The sequence below is a fragment of the Rhodococcus sp. NPDC058521 genome (genome assembly GCF_042719695.1).
Lineage (GTDB): Bacteria > Actinomycetota > Actinomycetes > Mycobacteriales > Mycobacteriaceae > Rhodococcus_F.
In genome coordinates, this window is sequence record NZ_JBHXNL010000002.1 from 51,965 (window position 1) to 76,981 (window position 25,017).

At 63.9% G+C, this 25,017-nt stretch carries 23 protein-coding genes; 14 read left to right on the forward strand and 9 right to left on the reverse strand.

The features are described 5' to 3' along the window. Positions 1-5 precede the first annotated feature (5 nt). On the reverse strand, positions 6-800 hold the full coding sequence (locus ACFWO3_RS04380; RefSeq protein WP_378574180.1) for an alpha/beta fold hydrolase: 795 nt from the start codon (positions 798-800) through the stop codon (positions 6-8). A gap of 11 nt (positions 801-811) precedes the next feature. Then, positions 812-1,270, reverse strand: coding sequence for a hypothetical protein (locus ACFWO3_RS04385; protein WP_378574182.1), 459 nt, complete (start codon positions 1,268-1,270; stop codon positions 812-814). A gap of 131 nt (positions 1,271-1,401) precedes the next feature. Here ACFWO3_RS04385 and ACFWO3_RS04390 point away from each other — a divergent pair, with 131 nt between their 5' ends. Next, entirely contained in the window at positions 1,402-3,153 is a 1,752-nt protein-coding gene (locus tag ACFWO3_RS04390; protein WP_378574184.1) for a cytochrome c biogenesis protein DipZ, read from the forward strand. A 10-nt stretch (positions 3,154-3,163) separates the two neighbouring features. On the opposite strand, the gene ACFWO3_RS04395 is transcribed toward ACFWO3_RS04390, so the two are convergent. From ACFWO3_RS04395 to ACFWO3_RS04410, 4 genes are all read right to left on the reverse strand, one after another. Continuing rightward, the gene (locus tag ACFWO3_RS04395; protein ID WP_378574186.1) at positions 3,164-3,628 is read right to left on the reverse strand and encodes a siderophore-interacting protein; all 465 of its coding nucleotides are present in this window, start codon (positions 3,626-3,628) and stop codon (positions 3,164-3,166) included. A gap of 147 nt (positions 3,629-3,775) precedes the next feature. Next, positions 3,776-4,234 (reverse strand): alternative ribosome rescue aminoacyl-tRNA hydrolase ArfB, encoded by a 459-nt coding sequence (gene arfB, locus ACFWO3_RS04400; protein WP_378574188.1) that lies wholly within the window; start codon positions 4,232-4,234, stop codon positions 3,776-3,778. After that, entirely contained in the window at positions 4,231-5,736 is a 1,506-nt protein-coding gene (locus ACFWO3_RS04405; RefSeq protein WP_378574191.1) for an NAD-dependent epimerase/dehydratase family protein, read from the reverse strand. Before ACFWO3_RS04405 ends, arfB begins: the two co-directional genes overlap by 4 nt. Beyond that, positions 5,733-6,965 carry an aminotransferase class I/II-fold pyridoxal phosphate-dependent enzyme gene (locus ACFWO3_RS04410; protein WP_378574193.1) on the reverse strand — a complete coding sequence of 411 codons (1,233 nt, stop codon included), beginning with the start codon at positions 6,963-6,965 and terminating at the stop codon, positions 5,733-5,735. The genes ACFWO3_RS04405 and ACFWO3_RS04410 overlap by 4 nt, the downstream gene beginning before the upstream one ends. Positions 6,966-7,140: 175 nt before the next feature. Here ACFWO3_RS04410 and ACFWO3_RS04415 point away from each other — a divergent pair, with 175 nt between their 5' ends. Continuing rightward, the gene (locus ACFWO3_RS04415; RefSeq protein WP_378574196.1) at positions 7,141-8,256 is read left to right on the forward strand and encodes an acyl-CoA dehydrogenase; all 1,116 of its coding nucleotides are present in this window, start codon (positions 7,141-7,143) and stop codon (positions 8,254-8,256) included. 19 nt (positions 8,257-8,275) lie between these two features. On the opposite strand, the gene ACFWO3_RS04420 is transcribed toward ACFWO3_RS04415, so the two are convergent. After that, complete coding sequence (locus ACFWO3_RS04420) at positions 8,276-9,622, reverse strand: TIGR01777 family oxidoreductase (protein ID WP_378574965.1); 1,347 nt, start codon at positions 9,620-9,622, stop codon at positions 8,276-8,278. A gap of 2 nt (positions 9,623-9,624) precedes the next feature. Beyond that, complete coding sequence (locus ACFWO3_RS04425; RefSeq protein WP_378574198.1) at positions 9,625-9,864, reverse strand: hypothetical protein; 240 nt, start codon at positions 9,862-9,864, stop codon at positions 9,625-9,627. A 140-nt stretch (positions 9,865-10,004) separates the two neighbouring features. On the opposite strand from ACFWO3_RS04425, the gene ACFWO3_RS04430 reads away from it, so the two are divergent. The 9 genes from ACFWO3_RS04430 to ACFWO3_RS04470 all read left to right on the forward strand — a co-directional run bounded on the left by ACFWO3_RS04430 (position 10,005) and on the right by ACFWO3_RS04470 (position 18,477). Continuing rightward, positions 10,005-10,670, forward strand: a complete 666-nt coding sequence (locus ACFWO3_RS04430; RefSeq protein WP_378574200.1) for a fasciclin domain-containing protein — start codon at positions 10,005-10,007, stop codon at positions 10,668-10,670. A gap of 146 nt (positions 10,671-10,816) precedes the next feature. After that, positions 10,817-12,163, forward strand: a complete 1,347-nt coding sequence (locus ACFWO3_RS04435) for an NAD(P)/FAD-dependent oxidoreductase (protein WP_378574967.1) — start codon at positions 10,817-10,819, stop codon at positions 12,161-12,163. Next, positions 12,160-12,903: a DUF1365 domain-containing protein gene (locus tag ACFWO3_RS04440; RefSeq protein ID WP_378574202.1), complete on the forward strand. Its 744-nt coding sequence runs from the start codon at positions 12,160-12,162 to the stop codon at positions 12,901-12,903. Before ACFWO3_RS04435 ends, ACFWO3_RS04440 begins: the two co-directional genes overlap by 4 nt. Then, positions 12,900-14,243, forward strand: coding sequence for a class I SAM-dependent methyltransferase (locus ACFWO3_RS04445; protein ID WP_378574204.1), 1,344 nt, complete (start codon positions 12,900-12,902; stop codon positions 14,241-14,243). The genes ACFWO3_RS04440 and ACFWO3_RS04445 overlap by 4 nt, the downstream gene beginning before the upstream one ends. Further along, positions 14,240-15,523 (forward strand): class I SAM-dependent methyltransferase, encoded by a 1,284-nt coding sequence (locus ACFWO3_RS04450; protein WP_378574206.1) that lies wholly within the window; start codon positions 14,240-14,242, stop codon positions 15,521-15,523. The genes ACFWO3_RS04445 and ACFWO3_RS04450 overlap by 4 nt, the downstream gene beginning before the upstream one ends. Next, entirely contained in the window at positions 15,520-16,356 is an 837-nt protein-coding gene (locus tag ACFWO3_RS04455) for a DUF1295 domain-containing protein (RefSeq protein WP_378574208.1), read from the forward strand. The genes ACFWO3_RS04450 and ACFWO3_RS04455 overlap by 4 nt, the downstream gene beginning before the upstream one ends. Positions 16,357-16,448: 92 nt before the next feature. Next, entirely contained in the window at positions 16,449-17,027 is a 579-nt protein-coding gene (locus ACFWO3_RS04460; protein WP_378574210.1) for a sigma-70 family RNA polymerase sigma factor, read from the forward strand. Further along, positions 17,020-17,763, forward strand: a complete 744-nt coding sequence (locus ACFWO3_RS04465; RefSeq protein WP_378574212.1) for an anti-sigma factor domain-containing protein — start codon at positions 17,020-17,022, stop codon at positions 17,761-17,763. Before ACFWO3_RS04460 ends, ACFWO3_RS04465 begins: the two co-directional genes overlap by 8 nt. A 12-nt stretch (positions 17,764-17,775) precedes the next feature. After that, entirely contained in the window at positions 17,776-18,477 is a 702-nt protein-coding gene (locus tag ACFWO3_RS04470) for a GNAT family N-acetyltransferase (RefSeq protein ID WP_378574215.1), read from the forward strand. Here ACFWO3_RS04470 and ACFWO3_RS04475 read toward each other — a convergent pair. Further along, the gene (locus tag ACFWO3_RS04475; RefSeq protein ID WP_378574217.1) at positions 18,467-20,527 is read right to left on the reverse strand and encodes a M13 family metallopeptidase; all 2,061 of its coding nucleotides are present in this window, start codon (positions 20,525-20,527) and stop codon (positions 18,467-18,469) included. The genes ACFWO3_RS04470 and ACFWO3_RS04475 overlap by 11 nt on opposite strands. Before the next feature lie 90 nt (positions 20,528-20,617). On the opposite strand from ACFWO3_RS04475, the gene ligD reads away from it, so the two are divergent. From ligD to ACFWO3_RS04490, 3 genes are all read left to right on the forward strand, one after another. Continuing rightward, positions 20,618-21,553, forward strand: a complete 936-nt coding sequence (gene ligD / locus ACFWO3_RS04480) for a non-homologous end-joining DNA ligase (protein ID WP_378574219.1) — start codon at positions 20,618-20,620, stop codon at positions 21,551-21,553. A 117-nt stretch (positions 21,554-21,670) separates the two neighbouring features. Continuing rightward, positions 21,671-22,717, forward strand: a complete 1,047-nt coding sequence (locus tag ACFWO3_RS04485; protein WP_378574222.1) for a DUF1524 domain-containing protein — start codon at positions 21,671-21,673, stop codon at positions 22,715-22,717. Positions 22,718-22,776: 59 nt separating this feature from the next. Further along, positions 22,777-24,966 carry an MMPL family transporter gene (locus ACFWO3_RS04490; RefSeq protein ID WP_378574224.1) on the forward strand — a complete coding sequence of 730 codons (2,190 nt, stop codon included), beginning with the start codon at positions 22,777-22,779 and terminating at the stop codon, positions 24,964-24,966. Positions 24,967-25,017 lie beyond the last annotated feature (51 nt).

Here is a 25,017-nt window from a genome sequence, read left to right on the forward strand (position 1 = left end):
GGCGATCACCCAACCGGAATGTCCGCCAAGAACTCCCGAAGGGCGGCATTCACCGGTTCCGGGTGCGTCCAGTTCGCCGCATGCCCGGCACCCGGCACCGTCACAACCGGTCGGGCATTCGGCAGCCCCGCCACCAACTCTTCGGCGCGCTCCTCCACAGCAGACCCATCCAACTCACCGCGCACACCAAGCGCCGGAACCTCGATCTCAGGAAGACGGTCGGTCACGGCGTCCCGCTCGATCAAACACTCGGCTGCCGGCGCAATCGCAGGGCGGTCACTTGCCCGCCACTTCTTCAACCACGGCTCCCAATCCTGCGGACCACCACCGATCAGTTGCGGAGCCAACATCGCCGCAAGCGGCTCGAGGGGTGCATCACTGCACCAGTTCGCGAACAGCTCGCGATACATCTGCTTCTGCTCCGGCGTGGACGATGCCGCCTCGGTATCGAGCAGCAACAACGCTCTGACACGCGAGGGATCCAGAAGGGCCATCCGCAACGCGATATAGCCGCCCTGAGACATCCCGCCGATCACTGCCGAGTCGATACCGAGATGATCGAGAACCGCGACCACATCCCGAGCAAGATCCCAGTAGGTGAAGGCCGAGCCGTCGTCCTCGGTACGACCGTGACGCCGCGCATCGACCGTGATGATTCGGTACTCGTCCGCGAACTCGTCGACCTGCGGCGTGAACATCTCACCGTCCATGAAGAAGCCGTGCGACAGAACGATCGGCGACTGGTCACCGCCGGTGTCGGTGAAGTGAATCGTGGCATGCGACGTTTTCAGAAGGGGCATGTAGACAACTCCTACCCCATCGTGCCGGGGCACAGTTCCTGACGGGACTTGTTCCAGAACACCAACAACTCCCCCGTCGGCGCGTTCGGATGGTCGACCCTCGCAGTATCCAGGAAGTCCAGCGACGTTCGGCCCATCGTGTTGGATATGTCGCACGCCTGCAGGCTCAATTTGGCCGACGCCGGAAAGCCGATCTCCCTGGCGAACGAACCGTATGCGCCCGAGTTCACGAACTGCTCGAGACTTCCACCCCAGCGGTTGTATCCGGTCTGCAGCGTGTAGTCACACGGTGCACCGAAGAGCTCTGTGCAGGTGGTGGGCCGACCACCGATCGAGTACTGCGCGTCGGCCAACGTCCGGTCCTTCGTGTCTTCCTTCTCCGCATTGAAGTACGCAAATACCGCAACGACGATCGCGAGAACCACGACCACAGCGAGTAATCCGAACAACCACTTCCCAAACTGCTTCACGACACACCATTCCGTTCGTCTGCGAGAACATCGGGACCGGCATCACCATCCTGCCTGATCGCACCGGTCGAGTCAGGGGTTTCCGGTGCACACGCACCGATCCGTGGCGGCAGCAGCACCGAATACCCGGCATGGGAACACTCGCGTTGATCGGATTCGTCGGTGGCTTGATCACCGGCATCTCCCCTTGCATCCTCCCCGTCCTTCCGGTCATCTTCCTTTCCGGAGGCGTCCAGAGTGCACGTGGCGACAACTCCGGCAGCGCGAGCGACGGGGATACGGGAGGCGCCGTTGCGGTCGCCACTCGCCCGTCGAAGCTCCGTCCCTACCTCGTGATCGCGGGACTGGTCCTCAGCTTCGCCACCTTCACCCTGCTCGGGTCGGCCCTGCTGTCGGCACTGGGCCTACCCCAGGATCTGCTGCGCTGGGCGGGCCTGATCGTGCTGGTCCTGATCGGCGTCGGGCTCATCGTCCCGAGGTTCGAACAAGTCCTGGAGAAGCCGTTCTCCTGGATTCCGCAACGCAGCGTCGGCACCGAGCGCGGCGGCTTCGTACTCGGCCTGACGTTGGGGGCGGTGTACGTACCGTGCGCGGGCCCGGTGCTCGCGGCGATAGCCGTCGCGGGGTCCACGGGTGAAATCGGTGTCGACACCGTCGTATTGACCGTGTCGTTCTCGATCGGCGCGGCCATTCCGCTGCTGTTCTTCGCCCTGGCCGGGCGGCGGGTGGCGGAGCGCGTCACAGCCTTTCGTCGTCACCAGCGTCGTGTCCGCGTGATCGGTGGTGTCGTGATGATCGCTCTCGCAATCGGTCTCGTGTTCGATGTGCCTCAACTGCTTCAACGCGCGATCCCGGACTACACGACAGCCCTGCAAGACAAGGTGGGCGACTCCGAAAACGTTCAGAACAAGTTGAGTCTCGGAGGCATCGTCAACGATCAGAATCGAGATCTCGACAAATGCACAAATGGCGCCGAGGAGCTGGAAAGCTGCGGCACGGCACCGGATCTGACCGGAATCACCCAGTGGCTGAACACCCCGGACGGTCAGGCGATCGACCTGAAGGCGGAACGCGGCAAGGTCGTACTCGTCGATTTCTGGGCGTACTCGTGCATCAACTGTCAGCGTTCGATCCCCCACGTCCAGAAGTGGTACGAGAACTACAAGGACGAGGGCTTCGAGGTGATCGGTGTACACGCACCCGAGTACGCGTTCGAGAAGGAGACCCGCAATGTGGTTTCGGGCGCACGGGATCTGGGAATCACCTACCCCATCGCACAGGACAACAGCCTCTCCACCTGGACCAACTACCGCAACCGCTACTGGCCCGCGCACTACCTGATCGACTCGAAAGGTACCGTGCGGCACGTCAAGTTCGGTGAAGGCGATTACGACGTCACCGAGAATCTGATCCGCGAACTGCTACAGGACGTTCAGGGCGATGCAGCGCTGCCGGCGCGCACCGAGAGTGCGGATCGGACCCCACAGGAAGCGACGACGCCCGAGACGTACCTGAGCATCGGCAAAAGAGTCAACTTCGGTGGTGGCGGCGAATACCGTAGCGGAGAAGGAACATTCACGTATCCGGAGAATCAGCCGGACAACACGTTCGCACTACGCGGCACCTGGAAGCTCGACTATCAAGGTGCCACTGCGGTCGGCGACGGAGCCACCATCAACCTCCGATACCAAGCGCGAGAGGTGTACCTCGTCGTCGGCGGTGAGGGAACGGTGACAGTTCGGGAGAACGGCGAAGAACGGGTCATCGACATCTCCGGCCCGCCGACACTGCATCCCGTGCACGAAGGCGACACCAACGCGCCCGGCGAGCTGGAGGTCGAACTCGGTGACGGCCTGCAGGCCTTCTCCTTCACCTACGGATGACAGTCCAGGCTCATGCCACCTGGGCACGCAGGGTTTGCATGGCCTCGTGCTGCACCACCAGCACCCGGCCCACGGGTAGTTCGAGCAAGCCTGCGGTGTCGTACGCGGACAGTCCGTCGATGATGCGGAGGAGAACCACCTCACGGGCGGTCGGGTCGAGGTCCTGAAGCAGCCCCGCGTCGGGGCCACCGAACTCGACCCGCGCCGTCGCGGCTACCCGGCGGAGGATTCGGTAGACCTCGCGGTGTGGATGCTTCGCGCGTGCCACTGCCGGAAGCTGTCGCACCACCGCCAGACAGGCTCTCCGTGCGAGTTCCTCGGAATCGGACTCCGCGTCCGGGCCGTCCGGGATGCGGGCACGGCAATAGCGCACCATCGGCGGCCACAGCACGGCGAGAGCACGTTCCACCGCCGCACGGTCGCCCGAATCCGCGTCGGCCGCGGCCGCACGCAGTTCGTCGTCGAGAACACTCATCGCCCGAACCCCCGATCACCTGCACGAATCCCACCTGCATGTTCAATCGTGCTGGATCAGGGGGTATCACCACATCAGGCTCAGTACCCAATTCGCGCTGGGGGTTTTCACCCTGTAGGGGATGGGTGGTCATACCTACGGCCCATCTCACAGGTCGGGGCGTCTACGCAGGTCCTTCACCTGCCCGCGCCTCTTCTTCGACTCCAGCCTGCGACGATGGGAACCCTTGGTCGCCTTCGTGGGACGCCGAGTACGCGTCTCGGTCAGCATCGCCGACCGCAGCAGTGCGGCCAGCCGCAGCCGAGCCGCCTTTCTGTTCCGCAACTGCGATCTGGTCTCGGACGAGACGACGGTGACGGCTCCGTTCACCAGCCTCGAACGCAACCTCGCCTCGAGACGTTCGCGTTGCGTGGCCGTCAGCGTAGACAAAGTGCGCAGGTCGACGGCCAGTTCGACCCGGGAATCCGTCGTGTTCACGCCTTGACCACCGGGTCCTCCCGAGCGCGAGAACCGCCACACGAGTTCGGACCCCGGCACCGTCAACGAACGGGTGATCTCGAGATCCGAGCTCACCTCGCCGTCGGCGCCCCGAGGTCCCTCAGTCATGCCTCCAGTCTTGCACCGGCGACGATGTCGACGGCCTCCCGCACCGAACCCACGGCAGTCAGTTCAGCGAGACCGCCATCGTGACGAACCCGGCGAGGCAGCAATCCGTCATCCGGGTTGACTGGCCTGATCCGCCTCGACACCGCCGGCAAAAAGCTCGTATGGGCGGGCTCGGGTGGACCGAATCGGACGGTCCGCGGCACACCACCGAATCGGCGACGTGCGAAGTCCTCGGCTGCGATCAAGGCAAGCGACACGGGACCAGCCAATGCATGTCCACGTCTTCCGGTACTGAGCCCGTGCCCGGGAAGATCGACCAGTACGACGTTCACACCGTGGGTGACGAGTTCGGTCGCCACGGACGTGAGGTAGCGCGCGTGCAGACCGATCGGGGCCGGAATCACGACGGTGCCGCCGGCGGTCACACCGTCGTGTACCTCGAGATGGACGGAACCGCCCTCGACGGGAAGCTGTACGTGCTCGACATCACGACCGTCGATGCCGACGAATGCCGAAGCGGGTTCGATTGCCAACTCGCACGCCACATGCCTCGATGGCACAGCGTCCGCACGCAGCAATGCTTTGCCCTGCAACAAGATCATGACGGCCGCCGCTTCTCGTGCCGTGAGGGTCGGCGCCCAGCCCGTTGCTTCCGACAACCGGGTCGAATCGACGACGACTTCTCCTGCCGTCACCCACTGTCCCGAGAAGGGTGTGAGGCGGAGTTTGAAGGCCAGGTTCGCGATGGCGATCGCCGGCTTCTCCGGTACGGAGAACATCTTCTGCCCCTGCATGGCGGCGAGTTCCCGGACCGGCACCCATTCGCGTGGGCCGAGGTTGAACGGGCCGACGAGGTCCTGCTTCGTCGCACGATGGAATGCGTCGGCCATGTCGCGTTGATGCAGAAATTGATACGCCGCGACGTCCGCCTGCGGAAAGGCACCGACCGATCCGGTCAACTGGTCGATTCCATCGTTCGAGAAGTCCGGGCCGACGATGTACGTGGGCCTGAGCATCGAGATGAACATCTCGCCGGGGTGGCGCTGCATCCACCATTCGGCGTAGTGCTCGACCTCCGCCTTGTCGTGGAAGTAGTACCTGACCGGATCGCCTGCCGGGTAGACACTTTCGTCCACCGGCTCGGGATGAAGGTCGGGTCCGTAGGCGTTGATACTCGAGGCGATCACCACCCGCCGCACCCCTGCCCGTGCCGCGGAGTCGATGACGTTGCGAGAACCACGAAGATTGATGTCATGGGTGATGCTCTTGTCCCGTATCTCCTCCACCACGAAGGCAAGGTGCACGACAGCATCACAACCGCGGAAGACCTCCTCGATCTTCGGGTCGCGGATGTCCATACGCACCGACTCGAGCTTCGGGTGGCTCGATCGGAGCGGACGCCGCCCGAGCCCCAGGACACCGTCGATCTCCGGATCATCCAGCAGTACAGGCAGAATTGCAGTTCCGAAGTCGCTTGTCGCTCCCGTGACGGCAACCCTCATGCGGACGCCTCGGTCACCGTCTCCGCGATGATCTCGACGGCTCGACGAATCTGCGCTTCGGTGTGCGTCGCCATGACGCACAGTCGCAGCATCGCACCCGACCGTGGCACGGCCGGATACAGTGCGGCGCTGGTGAACACACCTCGCGCGAACAGGGTCCGCCACAGGTTCATCGCCTCGAGATCGTCTCCGACGTGAAGTGCCACGATGGGTGTCACCGTGCTGTCGCCGCCGGGAAGTGTCGACAACTCGCTGATGTCGAGCCCGCTCTCGACCAAACCGGAACGCAGCAGTGCAGCGTTGTCCAGGGCTCGCCTGGCCCGCTGCGCTCCTTCCTCGCTCCGGATCAACCGAACTGCCGCGAGCGAACCACCGATCGCTGCAGGCACACCCGAGGTGGTGAACAGGAACGCCTTCGCATTCACTCGTAGCGAGTCGAGGAGATCGCTGGACCCCGCGATGAACCCCCCGGTGGATCCCGGACTCTTGGACATCGATGCCATCCGAATATCGGTGACTCCATCGATCCCGAACAACTCGGCGGCGCCTGTCCGATCAGCACCGAACAGGCCTAGGCTGTGTGCCTCGTCGACCATGAGAGCCGCCCCGAATCGATCACACACCGCCCTGATGGCACGCAGGGGAGCCAGGTCGCCCTCCATCGAGTACAGACCGTCGACGATAACCAGCACCGCTTCGAATCGGCCCCCGGCGTCGGAGAGCACGCGCTCGAGATCCAGAACGTCGTTGTGACGGAACTTGATGGTTTCGGCGCCCGACAACGCACAACCGTCTCGAATCGACGCGTGGGCAGACGAGTCGACGACCACCGCATCGCCCGGACCCATGAGGGCGCTGATCGTCCCCAGGTTCGTTTGGTAGCCGGTGGTGAAGACCATGGCGTCCTCGGTCCCGTGCCATGTCGCGATCTCCGACTCCAGTTCCAAATGCAGATCCATGGTGCCGTTCAGGAGCCGACTGCCGGTCACGGCGCCACCGAACCGATCGAGAGCATCCTGGGCGCCCTTGTGAATGTCGGGGTGATCGGCGAGGCCTAGATAGTTGTTCGATCCGAGCATGATCCGGTCTTCACCTTCGACCCGAACGACGGGAGCCGTGGCGGATTCCATGACACGGAAGTAGGGGTTTCCCTCCTGACCACGCCCCGCTCGGAGCAATTCCACTCGGTCATCGCCTTCGAGTCGCTTGATCAACTTGTTGACAGCCATCGATATCGATCTCCTCGCTGTGTAGGGATGTTCGATCGGACTTCCCCTGTGGTTCGGCACGCGCACAGATGCGGATTGGTGGGCATCCGGACCAAACCGGATCTGCGGGCGCTCCGAACCACTTGGTGAGTCCCCCGGGCACCCGGGGCGCAATCGCACCATTCGAGGAGCGCGCATGACCGCACTGATGACCCGTGAACGCCAAGCCCTGCAGTCCTACCTGCCCGAGCTGGCCACATATCTCGACGAGACCCCACTGCTCATCCTCGAGGCCAAAGGCAGTGGTGCCATTGCGAGGTTCAGCGAAACCGGTGGAACAGCCCTGACGATCCCGAGGGACGCCGGGGGCCTCGGCGCAAGCGCACTCGACGCGGTCCGTGTCCAGCGTGCCATCGGCAGTCGTTCTCCCGCGCTCGGTGCCGCAACCACCATGCACCATCTTTCGCTGGCAACCTTGAACGAGTTCGCCCGCGGCTCGTCCGCCGAGGATCAAGCGCTCGTCAAAGGCCTGGTGGAACAGCGGGCGATCATCGCCTCGGGATTCTCCGAGGGTGTGAGCGGTGGCAGCGTCTTCATTCCCACCATGACCGCGAAGAAGAAGGGGGCGACCTACGTCATCGACGGCAGCAAGAAACCGTGCAGTCTGTCGAGTTCGATGAACCTGCTCACCGCCAGTGTCGAACTTGACAACGGTGAGCGAGCGATCGCACTGATCCCCGCCGATACCCCGGGCGTCACCGTCCGACCGTTCTGGGACTCGTGGTTCCTCGCTGGTGCCGAGAGCGACGAGGTTCTTCTCGAGAACGTAGAAATCCCCGAGGACCTGGTTCTGGTGATGGGCGACGACGACCCGGGCGGCGAACACGAGATGACCGGCTACCTGTGGTTCGGCATGCTGATCACCGCGAACTACCTGGGTGCCGCGAGTTCTCTCCTCGAGCGACTGCTGGCGGCCGAGAAGAACGACTACGAAGGGTACGTCCGCGCGGCGGCGGACATCGAGAACGCGATGTCCGCCGTGGAGAACATCGCCCGTGCTGTCGACGAGGGCGAACGCGGACAGGACATCTCGGTGCGGCTTCTGCTATGCCGAATCGCGATTCGTGACGCCCTCGTGAGGGCATCTTCCGCAGCAATCGAGTCACTGGGCGGAATCGCCTTCATCAAATCGACCGACATCGGGTACCTGGCCGGCGCCATCCATGCGTTCGCCTTCCATCCGCCGTCACGGCGGTCGGTGTCCGAGACGTTGGCGAAGTATCACGCCGGCGACGAATTCGCCTTCGTCTGAACCTCACCCGAACGACACGTCATTCGTTCCGGAAGCGTCCCAACTGGTGTCGAAGACAAGATTCCAGTTCGGGGCGCCGGAAGGTATGACCGCGTGCGATCAACTTCGCGGGTGACACTCGTTGGTTCGCGAGCGCCAGCTCACGTGCACCCTGTTCTCCCAGAAGAACCTCAGGCCCGAATTTCGGCACCGGGAGCAGCGCAGGCCGACGCAATACCGAGGCGAGCACGGCGGTGTATTCCGAATTGCGCTCCGGTTCGGGCGACACCGCGTTGACCGGCCCCGACAGCCCGTCGTCCAGTAGGGCGCGGTGATACACGTCGATCAGATCGTCGACGTCCACCCAGGACAACCATTGCGTCCCGCTACCGAGCCTGCCGCCGAGACCCGCCTCGAACAGCGGCCACTGCAGACGGAGCACACCGCCGCGGGGTGTCTGAACGATTCCGGTTCGCACCTGCACCGTGCGGAGTCCTGCGTCTGCGGCCGGGGCGGACGCCGCCTCCCAAGCCGCCACCACGTCGGCCAGGAAACCATCTCCCGTTTCGTCGTCCTCGACCAGAGGACGGTCACCTCGATCGGGACCGTAGTAGCCGATGGCAGAGGCGCTCACGAACACTCTCGGTCCCTTCGAGGCGTCCGCCGCAACCTCGGCCAGGCGCCGTGTCGGTCCCACCCGACTTTCCCGAACGGCACGGCGATGCCCGTCCGTGAATCGTCCCGCAATCGACGCTCCCGCCAGGTGCACCACCGCGTCCACCGAATCCAGCAGGTCCGAAGCAGGTGCGTCCGGATTCCATCGCCGTTCGTCGTCGCCACGAGGGTCACGACGGACGAGCCGAATCACCCGGTGCCCACCGGTAGTGAGGAACGCACAGAGTGCGGAGCCCACGAGTCCCGAGCTTCCCGTGACGGCAACGACGAGGCGATCGTGCCCCTCTTCCTGCCAAAAGCTGTGCCGCGCCAGGTCGTCCGCAAGTTGCCGATGCCGATAGACGAACGTCGGCCGCAGCAGAGCAGCCGGAATCCGCGTCTCGACATAATCGGTGACCATTGCGGACGCAGCCGCCACCTCGTCGAAGGTGTGGGTGTGCCGCCACGGCACCAGCAGCCTCACGGGCCAGGCCACCGAGCGATCGACGAACCGGCGAGGCGGATCGTAGGCATCGGCTTCGTGTTGGGCGATCCACGGCACACCGCCCGGCAGCCGGAGTTCCGCGCGCCCGGATTCAAGTGACTCTGCTTCCTTCACCAATCGCATCGGCTGCCAGGGCGGGGACAAACGGGTGAAAGCGCCGGGTTTCGTGTGCCACGCGAAGACTTCTTCCCGCGGGGCCTCGACGATGCTGGAGTATTCGATTCCCATGGTCACACCGTGCAGAGTGGGTGGATCGTGTCGCGCCCGCCCTTGGTCGAGGACTGGGCATCCGATACCGCCGCCATGCGGGACAGGACGAATCCGGGTATGCGTGCAGAATCATCGACACTCGAGCACCCCGGCCATGTGGTGCCCGTGTTGCTTTCCGTGTTTTCCGCACGGGTGTCACGCGCACAGTCGAGGTTGAACCACTGCGGGAGTGTCCGCGAAAACTGCTGTGCCTTCATCATTCCTCCTTGCTCGTTTCACGATATTCAGATCGAACCGAACGGTCGGATGGAAATTTCGGCAACCCCCATCCGGTTTACCCACCGCTCCGAATTGCAATCGACGGTGCGCTGAAGCACCCACATCGGAGAGAGGCATTCCCATGAACATCACCACCCGTGTTCTCGCGGTCGCAGCAAGCTCGTCCCTCGTGTTGCTCGGGGCCGCCTGTTCGTCGGACGACGACACATCCACAGAAGGCAACGGATCCGAGGCGACGACTACCGAAGGTATGGCCGGCGGGATGACGTCAGAATCGGACGCAGCCGCAGACCCCGCAGCAGAGCTCGTCGGTCCGGGTTGCGCCGGGTATGCAGAGACGAATCCCGAAGGGCCGGGGTCGGTGACGGGCATGGCACAGGACCCGGTCGCGGTCGCTGCATCCAACAACCCCTTGCTCACGACGCTCACGTCCGCGGTGTCGGGTCAGCTCAATCCCGGCGTGAATCTCGTCGACACCCTGAACGGTGGGGAGTTCACCGTGTTCGCACCCGTCGACGAGGCGTTCGCGAAGATCGATCCGGCCACGATCGAGACCTTGAAGACCGACTCCGCGATGCTCGAGCAGATTCTGACCTACCACGTGGTTCCGGGCCAGATCGCCCCGAGCGACATCGAAGGCGAGCACGCAACCGTCGAGGGTGCAGCGGTGAACGTCACCGGTTCCGGTGACGCCCTGAAGGTCAACGACGCGAACGTCGTATGTGGCGGAGTGCAGACCGCCAACGCCACTGTGTACCTGGTCGATTCGGTGCTGATGCCGCAGTAGGCGTCGCCATGTCTCGCCCCGGCACGCCCGTGCGCATCGGACGGATGCGCGCGGGCGTGTCCTGCGTCACGGAGACGGTGTGACGTAACGCCATCGGCCGGTCGGTACACCGTCGATCTGCCCATCCGATACCCCTCCGACTCCGAATACCCGACATGGAGAAGACAGAACGCAGGAACATCGCCGTGATCGGCAGCGGAGTCGCCGGTTTGACTGCGGCACACGTTCTGTCGCGGGGCGATCGTGTGACTCTGTACGAGGCCGACGATCGGCTCGGTGGACACGCTCACACTCACCGGGTCGAGCTCGACACCGGGACGGTTGTCGATGTGGACACGGGTTTCATCGTCCACAACGACCGCACGTACCCGACCCTCCTTCGCCTCTTCGACGAGCTCGGCGTTCGCACCCAGGAATCGGACATGTCGATGTCGGTCCGCAACGAACGGAGCGGTCTCGAATACGCCGGCGCGAAGGGAGTCCGCGGACTGTTTCCCACCGCACGAAACTTCACTAGACCACGTTATGTGCGCATGCTCGGCGAGGTCCTTCGTTTTCACCGGCGCGCCCGCGCCCTCCTCGACGGGCCGGACACAGGCGAGGCCTTGGCCGAGTTTCTCGCACGCCACGATTTCAGCGAGTACTTCATGGAGAACTTCATGACACCCCTGGTTGCGGCGGTGTGGTCGTGCGATCCGGAAAACGCCGGCCGGTACCCCGCCCGCTATCTGTTCACCTTTCTGGACCACCACGGGATGCTGTCGGTGTTCGGCTCCCCCACCTGGCGAACCGTCACGGGTGGTTCGGCTCGATATGTCGAGCTCGTCGCCGACGGGCTCGACGAGGTGCTGCTGAGCACTCGGGTCCAAGAGGTTCGCCGTGGTCCCGACGGAGTTCTGGTCGTCGACGACAGTGGCAACGACCGCCACTTCGACGCAGCCGTGATCGCCGTGCACCCACATCAGGCCCTCGCGATGCTCGCACCTCCCACGAGAGCGGAAGCCGACATTCTCGGAGCGATGCCCTACTCCGTCAATCACGCTCAACTGCACACGGACACCGCGCTCCTCCCACACACCACCGGGGCACGAGCATCCTGGAACTACCTGACACCGGCGCCCATCGGAGACGAAGACATCGCCGAGAAAGTGATCGTCACGTACGACATGACCCGACTGATGCGCATAGACGCCGTCCGGGACCGCCGATTTCTGGTGACGCTGGGAGGGGCTCATCTGGTCGACCCATCGACGGTGATCGCGGAGATGACGTACGAACACCCCCTGTACACCCCGGATTCCGTGGCAGCTCGGGAACGTCTGGACGAAGTGGGGTCGTCCACACTCGCCTTCGCCGGCGCCTACCACGGCTGGGGATTTCACGAGGACGGTGCGCTCTCCGGACTGCACGCAGCCGAGAAGATCGGCGGGTCCTGGAATGGAACCCGGTCCGGAGACGGATCCGAAACAGCGGATCGCGGTGTGTCGGTATGAATCCCACCCCTGCCATCTACGAAACTGTCATCCGCCATACCCGTACCGACCCTGTTCGCAACAGCTTCGCGTATCGCAGCAACAACTGGTACATCGACCTCGACGACGTTCCGGTTCAACCATTGTGGCTACGCCCCTTCGCGTCGTTTCGTGCAGAAGACCACCTCGCACCACCACCGGCCGGGACACCGGACACGCTGCGGGCGCGCGTGGACTCCTTCCTGGCATCGAACGGTGTCACCCTGGGAGGTGGGCGTGTCACTGCGCTGCTCAACGCGCGTGTACTCGGGTACGTGTTCGATCCTCTGAGTCTGTACTGGTGTCACGACGCCGAGGGCCGCATTCGTTGCGTCGTCGCCGAAGTGCACAACACCTACGGAGGAAGGCACAACTACCTCGTCGAACTCGACGAACACGGTCGGGCAGAGACCGACAAACAGTTCTATGTCTCACCGTTCAACGATGTGAGCGGTCGTTACGACATGAAGCTGCCCGAGCCTGACGATGCACTCGAAGCCACTGTCGTACTCCACCGAAACCACCTGGCTCCCTTCACCGCCACGGTGCGAGGGCGCCGTCGGCCGGTCACCCGGAGCGCAGTTCTCACAACCCAACTTCGCACGCCGATCGCTCCACTACTCGTCTCGGCGCGCATACGCATACAAGGAATCCGGTTGTGGGCACGCGGTTTACCTGTCGTTCCCCGTACCGACAATCTCCGGAAGGACCCCGTCCGATGACCGACACCACACAGCACGAGTCACACGAAACCGCCGTCGACTCGAAAACCTGGCCCGGACTGGCCGAGATTCCCACCGGATTCCGTGCAGCTCTGGCGGCGCGCGCGGCCAACCGACTGTTTCGCCGGGCCGCAGGCAACCTGGACGTTCGTATCGAATACCCAGACGGTTCCCTGGTGGGTGCGGAGAGCGATCGAGAGATTCTGCCGCGCATGATCATCCGCGACCCGCATGCATTCGCCAGACGAGTGGGAACGAACGGCCTCATCGGGTTCGGCGAGTCCTACATGGCGGGTGAGTGGACTTCTCCCGACCTCGCAAGCGTCCTGGGTGTGTTCGCGGCTCGAACGGCCACTCTCGTTCCCAGGCCGCTGCAATCACTTCGCGCCTTGTACGTCGCTCGACATCCGGCGCACGAGTTGGGAACCGAGCAGAACACTCGATCCAACATCTCGCGGCACTACGACCTGTCCAACGAACTGTTCGCCGTGTTTCTCGACGAAACCATGACCTACTCGAGTGCCCTGTTCTCCTCGACACCCGCCGCAGTGGAACCTACGAGAGACGTCTCGGTACTGTGTGCGCCGACTCCTCGGATCGCGCCAACTGTCGATGATCTCGCCGACGCACAACGCCGCAAGATCGATCGCCTGCTCGACGCCGCCGGTGTCGGCGCCGGGACACGCCTCCTCGAGGTGGGAACCGGATGGGGCGAGCTGTGCATCCGCGCAGCAGAACGCGGTGCCCACGTACGGTCGATCACTCTCTCGGAAGAACAACAGCGGCTGGCACGTGAACGGGTTGCGGCAGCAGGCTTTGCGGACCGTGTCGACATCGACCTACTCGACTATCGGAAAGTCGACGGCGAGTACGACGCCATCGTGTCCGTCGAGATGATCGAGGCCGTCGGTCACCGCTACTGGAGAACCTACTTTCGCGCGCTCGATACGCTTCTTGCTCCCGGTGGAAAGGTCGCACTGCAAGCGATCACCATGCCGCACGACCGAATGCTCCGGACCCGTAACACCTATACCTGGGTGCACAAATACATCTTCCCGGGCGGATTCCTGCCATCCATCGAGGCCATCGAGGCCGTGACCGCCGACCACACTGCGCTGCGCGTCCGAGAACGGCTCGGCATGGGCCGGCATTACGCCGAAACCCTCCGGCTGTGGAAGGAACGGTTCGCTGCACACAGCACGCAGGTGAGCGATCTCGGCTTCGACGAGATATTTCGCCGAATGTGGCACTTTTACCTGAGCTATTCCGAAGCCGGGTTCCGTTCCGGGTATCTCGATGTTCAGCAGATCGTGTTCGAGAAGGAGGAGGTGAACCGATGAACGTGGCACTCGAGATCGAGAAGGCATTGAAGCCGCTCGTTCGCGGTGAGCTCCCCGTGCATCTGACGGCCTGGGACGGTAGTACCGTGGGCCCGGATTCTGCACCGAAGGTGCTCGTGCGCAACGTGAATGCGCTGCGCCGCATGCTGTGGAGTCCAGGGGAACTTGGAGCAGCCCAGGCCTACGTGACAGGTGAGATCGACGTCGAGGGCGATCTGGCCGAAGCCCTCACGTACGTATGGAACGTCGCTCGCGAACGCGACCTGGCAGGCGTGAATCCCAAGCCTGCCTTGATCGCTCGCGCCCTCCGAACCGCATCGAAGATCGGTGCGGTCGGCCGGAGGCCGAGTCCACCCGCCTCGCAGTCGAACGTTCGAGGGCGACTCCACAGCGTGCTTCGTGACCGTGCGGCGATCAGCCATCATTACGACCTGTCCAACGATTTCTATGCACTGATCCTCGACCCGCACATGGCGTACTCGTGTGCCTACTTCACGAAGAACGTGCCCGGCACCGAGAACTCGCCTGCATACGGCCTCGAGAATGCTCAGACCGACAAACTCGACCTCGTCTGCCGCAAACTCGGACTCCGTCCCGGCATGCGCCTACTCGACGTCGGCTGTGGTTGGGGCTCCCTGAGCCTGCACGCCGCGGCCGAGTACGGAGCCACAGTCGTGGGAGTCACGATCTCACGTGAGCAGAAGGACTTCGTCGACAAGCGAATCGCCGAACGCGGTCTCCAAGACCGTGTGGAGATCAGGCTGCAGGACTACCGGGAGATTCCCGACGGCGCGTTCGACGCCGTTGCGTCCATCGAGATGGGCGAACACGTCGGCGAGAAGAATTACGCCCGCTACGCCGAAGCCCTTCACGACAACGCGAAGCCCGGTGCGCGCGTACTGATTCAACAAATGTCGCGTACCGGTCGACACCCCGGCGGTGGACCGTTCATCGAGGCGTTCATCGCTCCGGACATGACGATGCGTCCGGTCGGTGACACGATCTCGTACCTCGAGCGCGCCGGCCTCGAAGTGCGAGACGTTCACAGCCTGCGCGAACACTACGTGTGGACGGTCGACGCCTGGACAGCCGCATTCGAAGCACACTGGAACGACGTGGTCGACCTCGTCGGCATGGAGACCGCGCGAGTGTGGCGCCTCTACCTCGTAGGCGGTCGCGCCGCTTTCGCGGAAGGGCGAATGGGTGTGGACCAGATCCTCTCGGTACGAAAGACCGACACCGGCGAATCGGATATGCCCGCGGTACGGGTGACGTCATGAACAGTTTCTCGTGGCCACAACTCGCGGCAGTGTCGGCGAGCGGACTCTTGGCCGTCGCGGCACTGCAACTGTGCACGTTCCTCGTCGGCAGACGGATCGGCCGATACAACGTCGTGGACGTCTCCTGGGGACTCGGCTTCGTGCTCGTCGCTCTGGTAGCCGCAACGGTGGGAGACGGGTACGGACCGAGACGCTGGTTGGTTCTCGTCCTCGTTGCCATCTGGGGTCTGCGACTCTCGTGGCACATGCACCGGAAGTCGGCGGGCGAGGGCGAGGATCCACGCTATGTCGACATGCTCGAAAGGTCCGGGGGCAATTCGACGCCTGTCGTCCTTCGAAAGATCTTTGCGACGCAAGGCCTCGCCCAATGGTTCGTGTCACTGCCTTTGCAGGTATCGGCCGTCAGCGGGCCGACTACGGGCATCGGCACAGCGATACTCACCCTGGGCGTGCTCGTATGGGCTGTGGGCGTGGTCTTCGAAAGTGTCGGCGACCGCCAACTCGAACGATTCAAAGCGGATCCCGACGCCAGGAGCCGGGTGAGCGGCCACCGAATCATGGATTCCGGACTGTGGGCGTGGACCCGTCATCCGAACTACTTCGGTGACGCTTGCGTCTGGTGGGGATTGTGGCTCGTGGCCGCCAGCGTGTGGCCGGGAGCCGTCACAGTCCTTTCACCAGCAGTGATGACCTGGTTCCTCGTGTACGCAACCGGCGCTCGACTGCTCGAGAAGTCGATGGTCGATCGACCCGGCTACCGCGAGTACCAGGAGCGCACCAGCTTCTTCGTACCTCGACCGCCACGCACCCCGGAATCGAGGGGACACTCATGACCACCCTGATGGCTCCACCGCCCGTCATGCGCCCCTCACCACCTGAATCGTCGTCGACCAGTATGATGTCGATCGATGAATGGACACGGTTGATGACGGGCGTCGGCAGAGAAACCGGCAACGCGGCACTCACGGCGCTCCTGGCGCGAATTGCCGACGGCGACCGCAGCGCCTTCAGTGATTTCTATTCCGAAACCAGCCCCCGGGTATACGGCATGGTTCTGCGTGTTCTGCGCGATCCCGGCTACAGCGAGGAAACGACCCAAGAGGTCTACCTCCAGGTGTGGAACACCGCCGAGAAGTTCGACCCACTTCAGGGCTCCCCGTTGTCCTGGGTCATCACGTTGGCACACCGCCGCGCCGTCGACCGGGTCCGCTCGGAGCAATCCGGCAACGATCGCGAGGCCGCCTACGGCGCCGCTACCTGGTACAGCCCGTTCGACTCCGTGTCCGAGGAAGTGGATCGGCGCGACGACAGCAGTCAGGTCACCGACTGCTTGGGCACGCTGTCCGAGGTTCAACAGAAATCGGTCGTGCTCGCCTACTACGGCGGGCTCACCTACCGAGAAGTCGCAGACCGCCTCTCCGTGGCTCTGCCCACCGTGAAGTCCCGGATCAGGGACGGATTGATCCGATTGAAGACATGTTTGGGGGTGCAATTCCGTGGATGAGCGAAACGAAGACCTCATCGAGCTCGCCCCCGCCTACGGACTCGACGCCGTGGACGAAGAGCATCGGCGCGAGATCGACCGCGCGGTAGCGGACGCACACCCCGACGTGCGGACCGAGTTCGCGGACACGGTGCGCGACACCCGGGAAACCATGGCCGCGCAATCGGCCACGACCGCTGCGCAACCGCCGGAGGACCTGCTCGAGCGAATCCTGGATCTGCTTCCGGCAGCAGCAGACTCGGCAGCAGTCGCCGCCCCGACCTCACTCGGTGACGCTCGGGCGCGTAGGCGAAACCGGATGCTTGCCGTCGTGGGCTCCGCCGCGGCCGCGGTCGTCATCGCCATCGGCACAGTGACCGTCATCCAGTCGCGGTCGACTCCTTCCGATCCGGTCACCGCCCAGATCATGGCGGCCGACGATGTTCGCACCGCAGTCACGCCGATCGAGACCGGCGGCAACGCGACGCTGGTCTACTCGAAGGAAACGAACGCCGCCATGCTGGTGATGAACGACGTCACCCCGCCCGAATCCGGGTCGGTTTACCAGATGTGGCTCATCGGCGATTCGGAGAACCCCGAGTCGGTCGGCATCATGGACCAGCAGGCTGTGGGCTCCTCGACCACTGCCGTCATCGAGAATCTGGACCAAGCACAGAAGCTCGGCTTCACAGTCGAACCCACCGGCGGTTCCCCCCAGCCGACGAGCGACCCGTTCGCAGCAATCGATCTCACCTGACCGAAAGACTCGATGCACTCCCCCGAACCCCATGTGCTGGACGACCCGGTCGGCGAATCACTGCGTGGCAGTCACGCACACCTGGCTCGCCGTGTGGGCCGTTCGGTCACGTACCTGACGGACGTGGCAACGTTCTCCGCGGTCGACGGCACCGACGAAGGCTGGGAGGATCTCACTCGCCTGCTGGGTCCGGGCGGTTTCGCGGACATGTTCAGCAGTTCGGCTACACCGCCATCGGATTGGGACTCGGTGTTCACCTTGGTCGGCCGACAGATGATCTGGTCGGGGGACGGTGCACTCTCGGTGCGCCCGGGTACCGAAGTGGTCGAGCTCGACGCGGACGATGCTCCCGAGATGCTGCGACTGGTCGAGCTGACCCGTCCGGGACCCTTCTGGCGACGTACCCACGAACTGGGAAGCTATCTCGGTGTTCGTGACAACGGCCGATTGGTGGCAATGGCCGGCGAACGACTCCGGCCGCCGGGATGGACCGAGATCAGTGCGGTCTGCACCGCGCCGGAGGTTCGCGGACGCGGCCATGCAGCTCGCCTGATCACGGCTCTCGTCGAGAGGATCACCGCTCGCGGCGAATCTCCGTTTCTCCATTCCGCAGAGAGCAACACTTCGGCGATCGCGCTGTACGAGCGGCTCGGGTTCACCACCCGCACACACGTGACATTCAGAGGATTTCGCACTCCTCACGTCACCAGATGACAACCCGATCTTCTTCGGTATGCGCGCCCGGTGACCCCGGTTCACATCCGAACGCCTCGGCGAATCCTGGCACATTCGGCACCACACCGTTGACCCGCAGACTCGAAGGCGAATGCGGATCGCTGCTGAGCTGAGTCACCATCGCTTCGGGGCGAGTCTTGTTGCGCCACACCCGCGCATAATTGAGGAAGAATCTCTCGTCCGGCGTGTATCCGCCGATCCGCTCCTCCGCGGCTGCCGGGTCCGACTCCTGCAGAGTGCGCAATGCATCGAACGACGCATTGACACCACCGAGGTCGGCGATGTTCTCGCCGAGTGTCAGCTCACCGTTGACGTGCAGGTCCGGCTTGTCCGGGACGGGCGTGTACGCATCGAATTGCTCGACGAGCTTACGAGTTCGCTCCTCGAACTGCTGGGCATCGGTGGGCGTCCACCAATCGACGTTGTTTCCCTTGCCGTCGAATTGGCTTCCCTGGTCGTCGAATCCGTGAGTGGCCTCATGGCCGATCACCGCGCCGATGCCGCCGTAGTTCAAGGCGTCATCGGCGTTCGCGTCGAAGAACGGGGCCTGCAGAATCGCGGCGGGAAAGTTGATCGTGTTGTCGCTGGGGTTGTAATAGGCGTTGACGGTCTGCGGCGTCATTGCCCACTCTGCACGGTCGGACGGCTTGCCGATCTTCGCGAGATCGTATTCATGGTTGAACCTGTCTGCAGCAGAGAGGTTTCCGAAGTAGTCCTCACTGTCGATCTGCAGTCCGGACCAATCCCGCCATTCGTCCGGGTAGCCGATCTTCGGCAGCAGCTGCGACCACTTGTCCAGCGCCTTCTGCTTGGTCTCCGGACTCATCCAGTCGACGTTCTCGATCCGCACCTTCACCGCGTCGAGCACGTGGTCCACCAACTCCTGGGCGCGTTCCTTCGACCTCGGATCGAACGCTTCCTCGACGTACAGTTCGCCCATCGCCTCACCCATCGCGGAGTTGACGGCGCCGATCGCCGTCTTCCAACGCGGCTTCTGCGCCGTGCTGCCGGATATATGTTTGGTGAACTCGAACTGATTGTCCCGGAACGGCTTCGAGAGACGGTCTGCCGAACGGATTACCACCTGCGCCCGTAGGTAAGCCTTCCACTGTTCGACAGGCGCCGTGCGCAGCAGGTCGCCCACAGCGGTGAAGTAGGTGGTGTCCGCCAACGAGAATCCCTCTTCGGGGGAAACGTTCTGGGCTTCGAAATACGCACGCCAGTCGAAACCCGGGGTAGTGGCATCGGCCTCGTCGACGGTAACCAGCTTGTACTGCGTCGCCGGATCACGTGCCTCCTCCGGCGACAACGAAGCCGCAGCCAGAGCCTTCTCGAAGTCGAGAGCCTGCACGGTTTGGTCGGCGGCAGCATCCGGTTCCAGACCGATCAGCTCCAGCGAGGAACGCAGGTAGCTCTGATACGCCTCGAGGACCTCGGCATACTGCGGGTCGGTGTAATAGTCCTTGGACGGCAACGAGATTCCGGTGGGGCTCACGAACCCGATCTGCTTGGTCGCGTCCTGAAAATCCGCTCCGGCGCCCAAACCGAACAAGATGGCGCCGCCTTCCACGGCATCGTCTCGCAGGAAGGTGGCCACCTCCTCAGGTGTCGTGATGGCATCGACACGATCGAGTTGCGGATCGAGCGGCGCGGAGCCGGCCTCCTCGATCGCGTCCTCGTCCATGGCCGACCGGTAGAGACCGCCGATCTTGGATCGGTCCGAGACCTCGTCCGAACTGTCGAGGTCGTCGGCTGCACTCTCGGCGATGTCACGCTGCGTGTCCAGGCTCTTGTCACGCAACTCGTTGAAGATTCCGTATCCGGCCTCGTCGTCGGGAATCGTGGTCTCTGCATCCCACTTTCCGTTGACGAACCGATCGAAGTTGTCACACGGAGCGATTCCGGTGTCGAGTTCCTCGACGTCGAAGGCGGGCGTCTGCTCCGTCGACGAGCAACCCGCGAGCGTCATTGTCACCGTCGCTCCCACAGCCACTACCGCGAGCCACCGTCGACGTTCGATTCGCACCATCTTCTCCCCGTCCGCACACTTTCGGCCTACCCGTACAAAGTACGCGCGTACCGACCCCGTACGAAGCATCCGGCGGTACGGTCGAAATCGATGGCAGGAAAGGGCGCGTCTCCCGCGACCGACGTGCAGGTCGGTGATCGGACCGTGCGGATTTCCAATCCCGACCGCATCTACTTTCCAGCCCTCGGCACGACCAAACTCGACCTCGTTCGCTACTACACGAGCGTCGGCGACGGCATCGTGAACGCGCTCCGTGAGCGTCCGTGCATGTTGCACCGATTTCCCAGCGGCCTCGCCGGCGAGAAGGTGCACCAGAAGCGACTTCCGCACGGTGCCCCCGACTGGGTACAGACAGCGCACGTCGAGTTCGCGCGGTACGGACGCCATGCGGACGAACTTTGCGTCACCCACCTCGCAGACGTCGTATGGGCCGTTCAGATGTCCACTGTCGAGTTCCACCCGTGGAACTCCCGCCGGGCGGACGTGGAACGCCCCGACGAATGGCGCATCGACCTCGATCCGATGCCCGAGAGCAGTTTCGAGGCCGTGGCCAGGGTCGCGGGCGTGGCGCGCGAGGTTCTCACCGAAATCGGTGCGACGGGGTGGCCTAAGACGTCCGGCGGACACGGCCTCCACATATACGTACGTATTGCGCCCGATCACGAGTTCGCGGACGTTCGCCGCGCGGCGCTCGCATTCGCACAGGAGGTCGAGCGTCGTATCCCGCAGGACGCCACGACCACCTGGTGGCGCAAGGATCGCGATCCCCACATGGTCTTCGTCGACTTCAACCAGAACGCCCGCGATCACACCCTCGCGGCCGCCTACTCGGTGCGCGGAGTTCCCGACGCCACCGTGTCCACGCCCGTCACATGGGACGAGATCGGCGACATCGACCCCCACGACTTCACGATCGACACAGTTCCCGACCGATACGCGAGGCTGGGAGATCTGCACGCCGGTATCGACGATGCGGTCTTCTCCATCGACCCACTACTCGAATGGCCTACCCCTGTGAGTGGTTGACGAGTCTCTGGACTCGTCAACCACTCACAGGGGTAACGGCGGCGAGGGTCGAATCGATCAGTCATTAGCCGCGTCGCATTCGATTCGGCGCGTGACTTCGATCGACAGGAACAGAGCATGACCCGCAAGAAGTGGCCGTGGGTGGCCGGTGGAATCGCCGTGGTGATCGCATTCGCAACCGTCACCGACGCAGAGGAAGACGTGTCGGTGGCGGACAACGCGAGCATTCTCGCCGCCGTCGCCACCACGCCGACCGCCACCACTCCCACGGTGACCACGCCCGCCGACGTGTCCGAGCCTTCACTTCAGCTCTTCGTGGCACCGGAGTCGGACGGCGGATCGCGAGTCGAGGGCGCCCTGGCCCAGCTGAACTCCCTCGAAGTCAAGGGACGTGCTCCCAAGACCGGGTACGACAGGGACCTGTTCGGGCAGTCGTGGACGGACGACGTCGACGTGGAGGGTGGACACAACGGGTGCGACACCCGCAACGACATCCTGAAACGCGACCTCGTGGACATCGTCTACAAGCCGGGATCGAACAACTGCGCGGTCCAGTCCGGCACGCTGCACGATCCGTACACCGGTTCCACCATCGCGTTCACCCGCGGCAAGAGCACGTCCAGCGCCGTGCAGATCGATCACGTCGTCGCACTGTCCGACGCCTGGCAGAAGGGTGCGCAACAGCTGGACACTCGCACACGCTGGAACTTCGCCAACGATCCTCGGAACCTGCGGGCTGTCGACGGGTCCGCCAACCAGCAGAAGTCCGACGGCGACGCGGCAACGTGGCTACCTCCGAACAAGGCCTTCCGCTGCGACTACGTGTCCGCGCAGGTCGAGGTGAAGGCCGCCTACCACCTCTGGGTGACTCGAGCCGAGCGCGATGCGATCGAGCGCGTACTCACCAACTGCGACGGCGCGCCCGCACCGGCACCGGCACCGGCACCGGCACCGGCCGCAACCACACAGGCGGTCCCGCCTCCCGCACCCGTCGTCGAGCAGGCACCGGTGATGCAGGGTGCACCAGTCCAGGATGCCGTAACGGGTCCGTTCGCGAACTGCGCCGCAGCGCGTGCAGCGGGCGCCGCGCCCGTCTACGCCGGGTCACCCGGTTACTCACCGAAGCTCGACCGTGACGGCGATGGAGTGGGCTGCGAAGGCTGAGGGTTGATTCGGCACACTCCGGGGTATCTCCGCTGAGGATCCCGGAGTGAAGGACGGCCATGTCGCGATATCTGTACCGCCTCGCCCGATGGTCGTTTCACAGACGCGGATATGTCGTTGCCTTCTGGGCCGTAGTACTCGTCGGCATGATCGCACTGGGCACTTTCGCCGGTGGAAAGACCGTGAACGACTTCAGCATTCCCGGTACACCGTCTGCGCACGGCACCGATCTGCTGGAACAGCGGATCCCGGCTGCGGCGGGCGCCCAGACACAAGTGGTGTTCGCGACCAACGGCGGTGCGCAGATCTCCGACCCGAACATTCGCGCGGCAATCGAGCAGACCGTGCAGATCATCGCCACCGGCCCCCAGGTCGCTTCCGCTGTCGACCCGTACCAAGCAGAGACGATCGCACCGAACGATCAGGTGGCGTACTCGCCGGTCCAGTTCGACACCGATATGACCGGCCTCGAAGACTCGTCGCTGGACGCGGTCGACGCAGCCGCGGGCCCGGCTCGTGCTGCGGGCCTCGAAGTGGAGTTCGGCGGTCAGGTCTACCCCGGCTACGAAACGGAGATCTCCGAACTGCCCGAGCTCGTCGGCATGGCCATTGCGTTCGTCATCCTCATGGTGATGTTCGGCGCGCTGATCGCGGCCGGGCTTCCCATCCTCACTGCGGTCGTCGGCGTCGTCATATCCCTCATGGGTGTGACAGCCTTGGCCTCGATCATCAACGTGCAGTCCGCCACCACCTCGCTCGCGATCATGCTGAGCCTCGCGTGTGGAATCGACTATGCCCTGTTCGTTCTCACACGGCACCGTGCAAGTGTCCTCGAAGGCAAGCCGGTAGCGGACTCCGCCGCCCACGCGGTGGGAACTGCCGGAGGTGCGGTGGTGTTCGCCGGCCTGACGGTCATCGTCGCGCTGTGCGGGCTGAGCGTGGTGGGAATCCCCTTTCTGACGATCATGGGGATCACCGCCGCGGGCGCAGTGCTGATCGCGGTCCTTCTGGCTCTGACACTGTTGCCTGCGCTCCTCGGGTTCGCGGGACATCGGGTCGCCAAGTTCGTTCACTCGCCCGTGCCCGGGCGCAAGCCCGAAGCTATCGCGCGGAGAGCCGTCGAACACCCTCAACGCACGTTGGGTGCTCGCTGGGCACGGTTCGTCGTGCGGTTCCGATACCCGTTGCTCGTCGTCGGGGTCGCGGGGCTTCTGGTCATGGCCGTTCCCGCTCTGAGCATGCAACTCGGGCTGCCGACCGGAGACAGCAAACCCACGTCGGACACGTCCTACAAGGCGTACCAACTCATCGGCGACAACTTCGGGCCGGGCGCCAACGGCCCGCTCACGATCATCGTGGACACGGCGTCGGCCACCGACCCGCAAGCTGTACCGGAGGCGCTCGCCATGGTTGCGCAGCAATCGGATGTGGCGACCGCGAACATTGCTGTCCCGCCGCAGAACGACACGACGATCATCTCGGCGATTCCGCGAACCGCACCGACCGACCCGCAGACCACCGATCTCGTGAAGAACATCAGAGACCAAGCCGAGACCCTTGGACAACAGAATGGCTCGACCATCTATGTCGCAGGGCCCACCGCCACCAACATCGACGCCACGGACACGCTCGCAGCCGCCTTGCCAGTCTTCCTACTGGTGGTCGTGGGTCTGGCGATGGTGCTGCTGACGATCGCGTTCCGCACGGTTCTCGTACCGATCAAGTCCGTGCTCGGATTCCTGCTGTCCGTTGCTGCGGCCTTCGGCGCCCAAGTTGCCGTCTTCCAATGGGGTTGGCTACATCAACTCTTCGGGGTAACTCCCGCCGACACCCTGAGCTTCCTGCCGATCATTCTGTTGGCCATCATCTTCGGCCTCTCCAACGACTACGAACTCTTCCTGGTATCTCGCATCAAGGCGCACCATGCGAAGACCGCCGACGGAGTTCTTGCGGTCGAGCGCGGGCTGGGCGCCAGCGCCCGGGTGGTGTCTGCCGCCGCACTCATCATGGTCGGCGTCTTCTCGTCCTTCGTCTTCACGTCGGACCCGATCATCAAGGCACTCGGATTCAGCCTCGCGGTCGGTGTGCTCGTCGACGCATTCGTCGTGCGCCTGACGATCGTGCCTGCCGTCATGGCTATCGCGAGGGGCCGAATCTGGTACCACCCCAAGTGGTTCGGTCGCGTCGTACCCGACTTCGACATCGAGGGCGAGCGTTTGGAACATGAACTCCAACGGAGCGACGACTAATCACCTCGGTATGGCCGGAGACCCGGACTTGTCGGAAACCGAAGCCGCTTT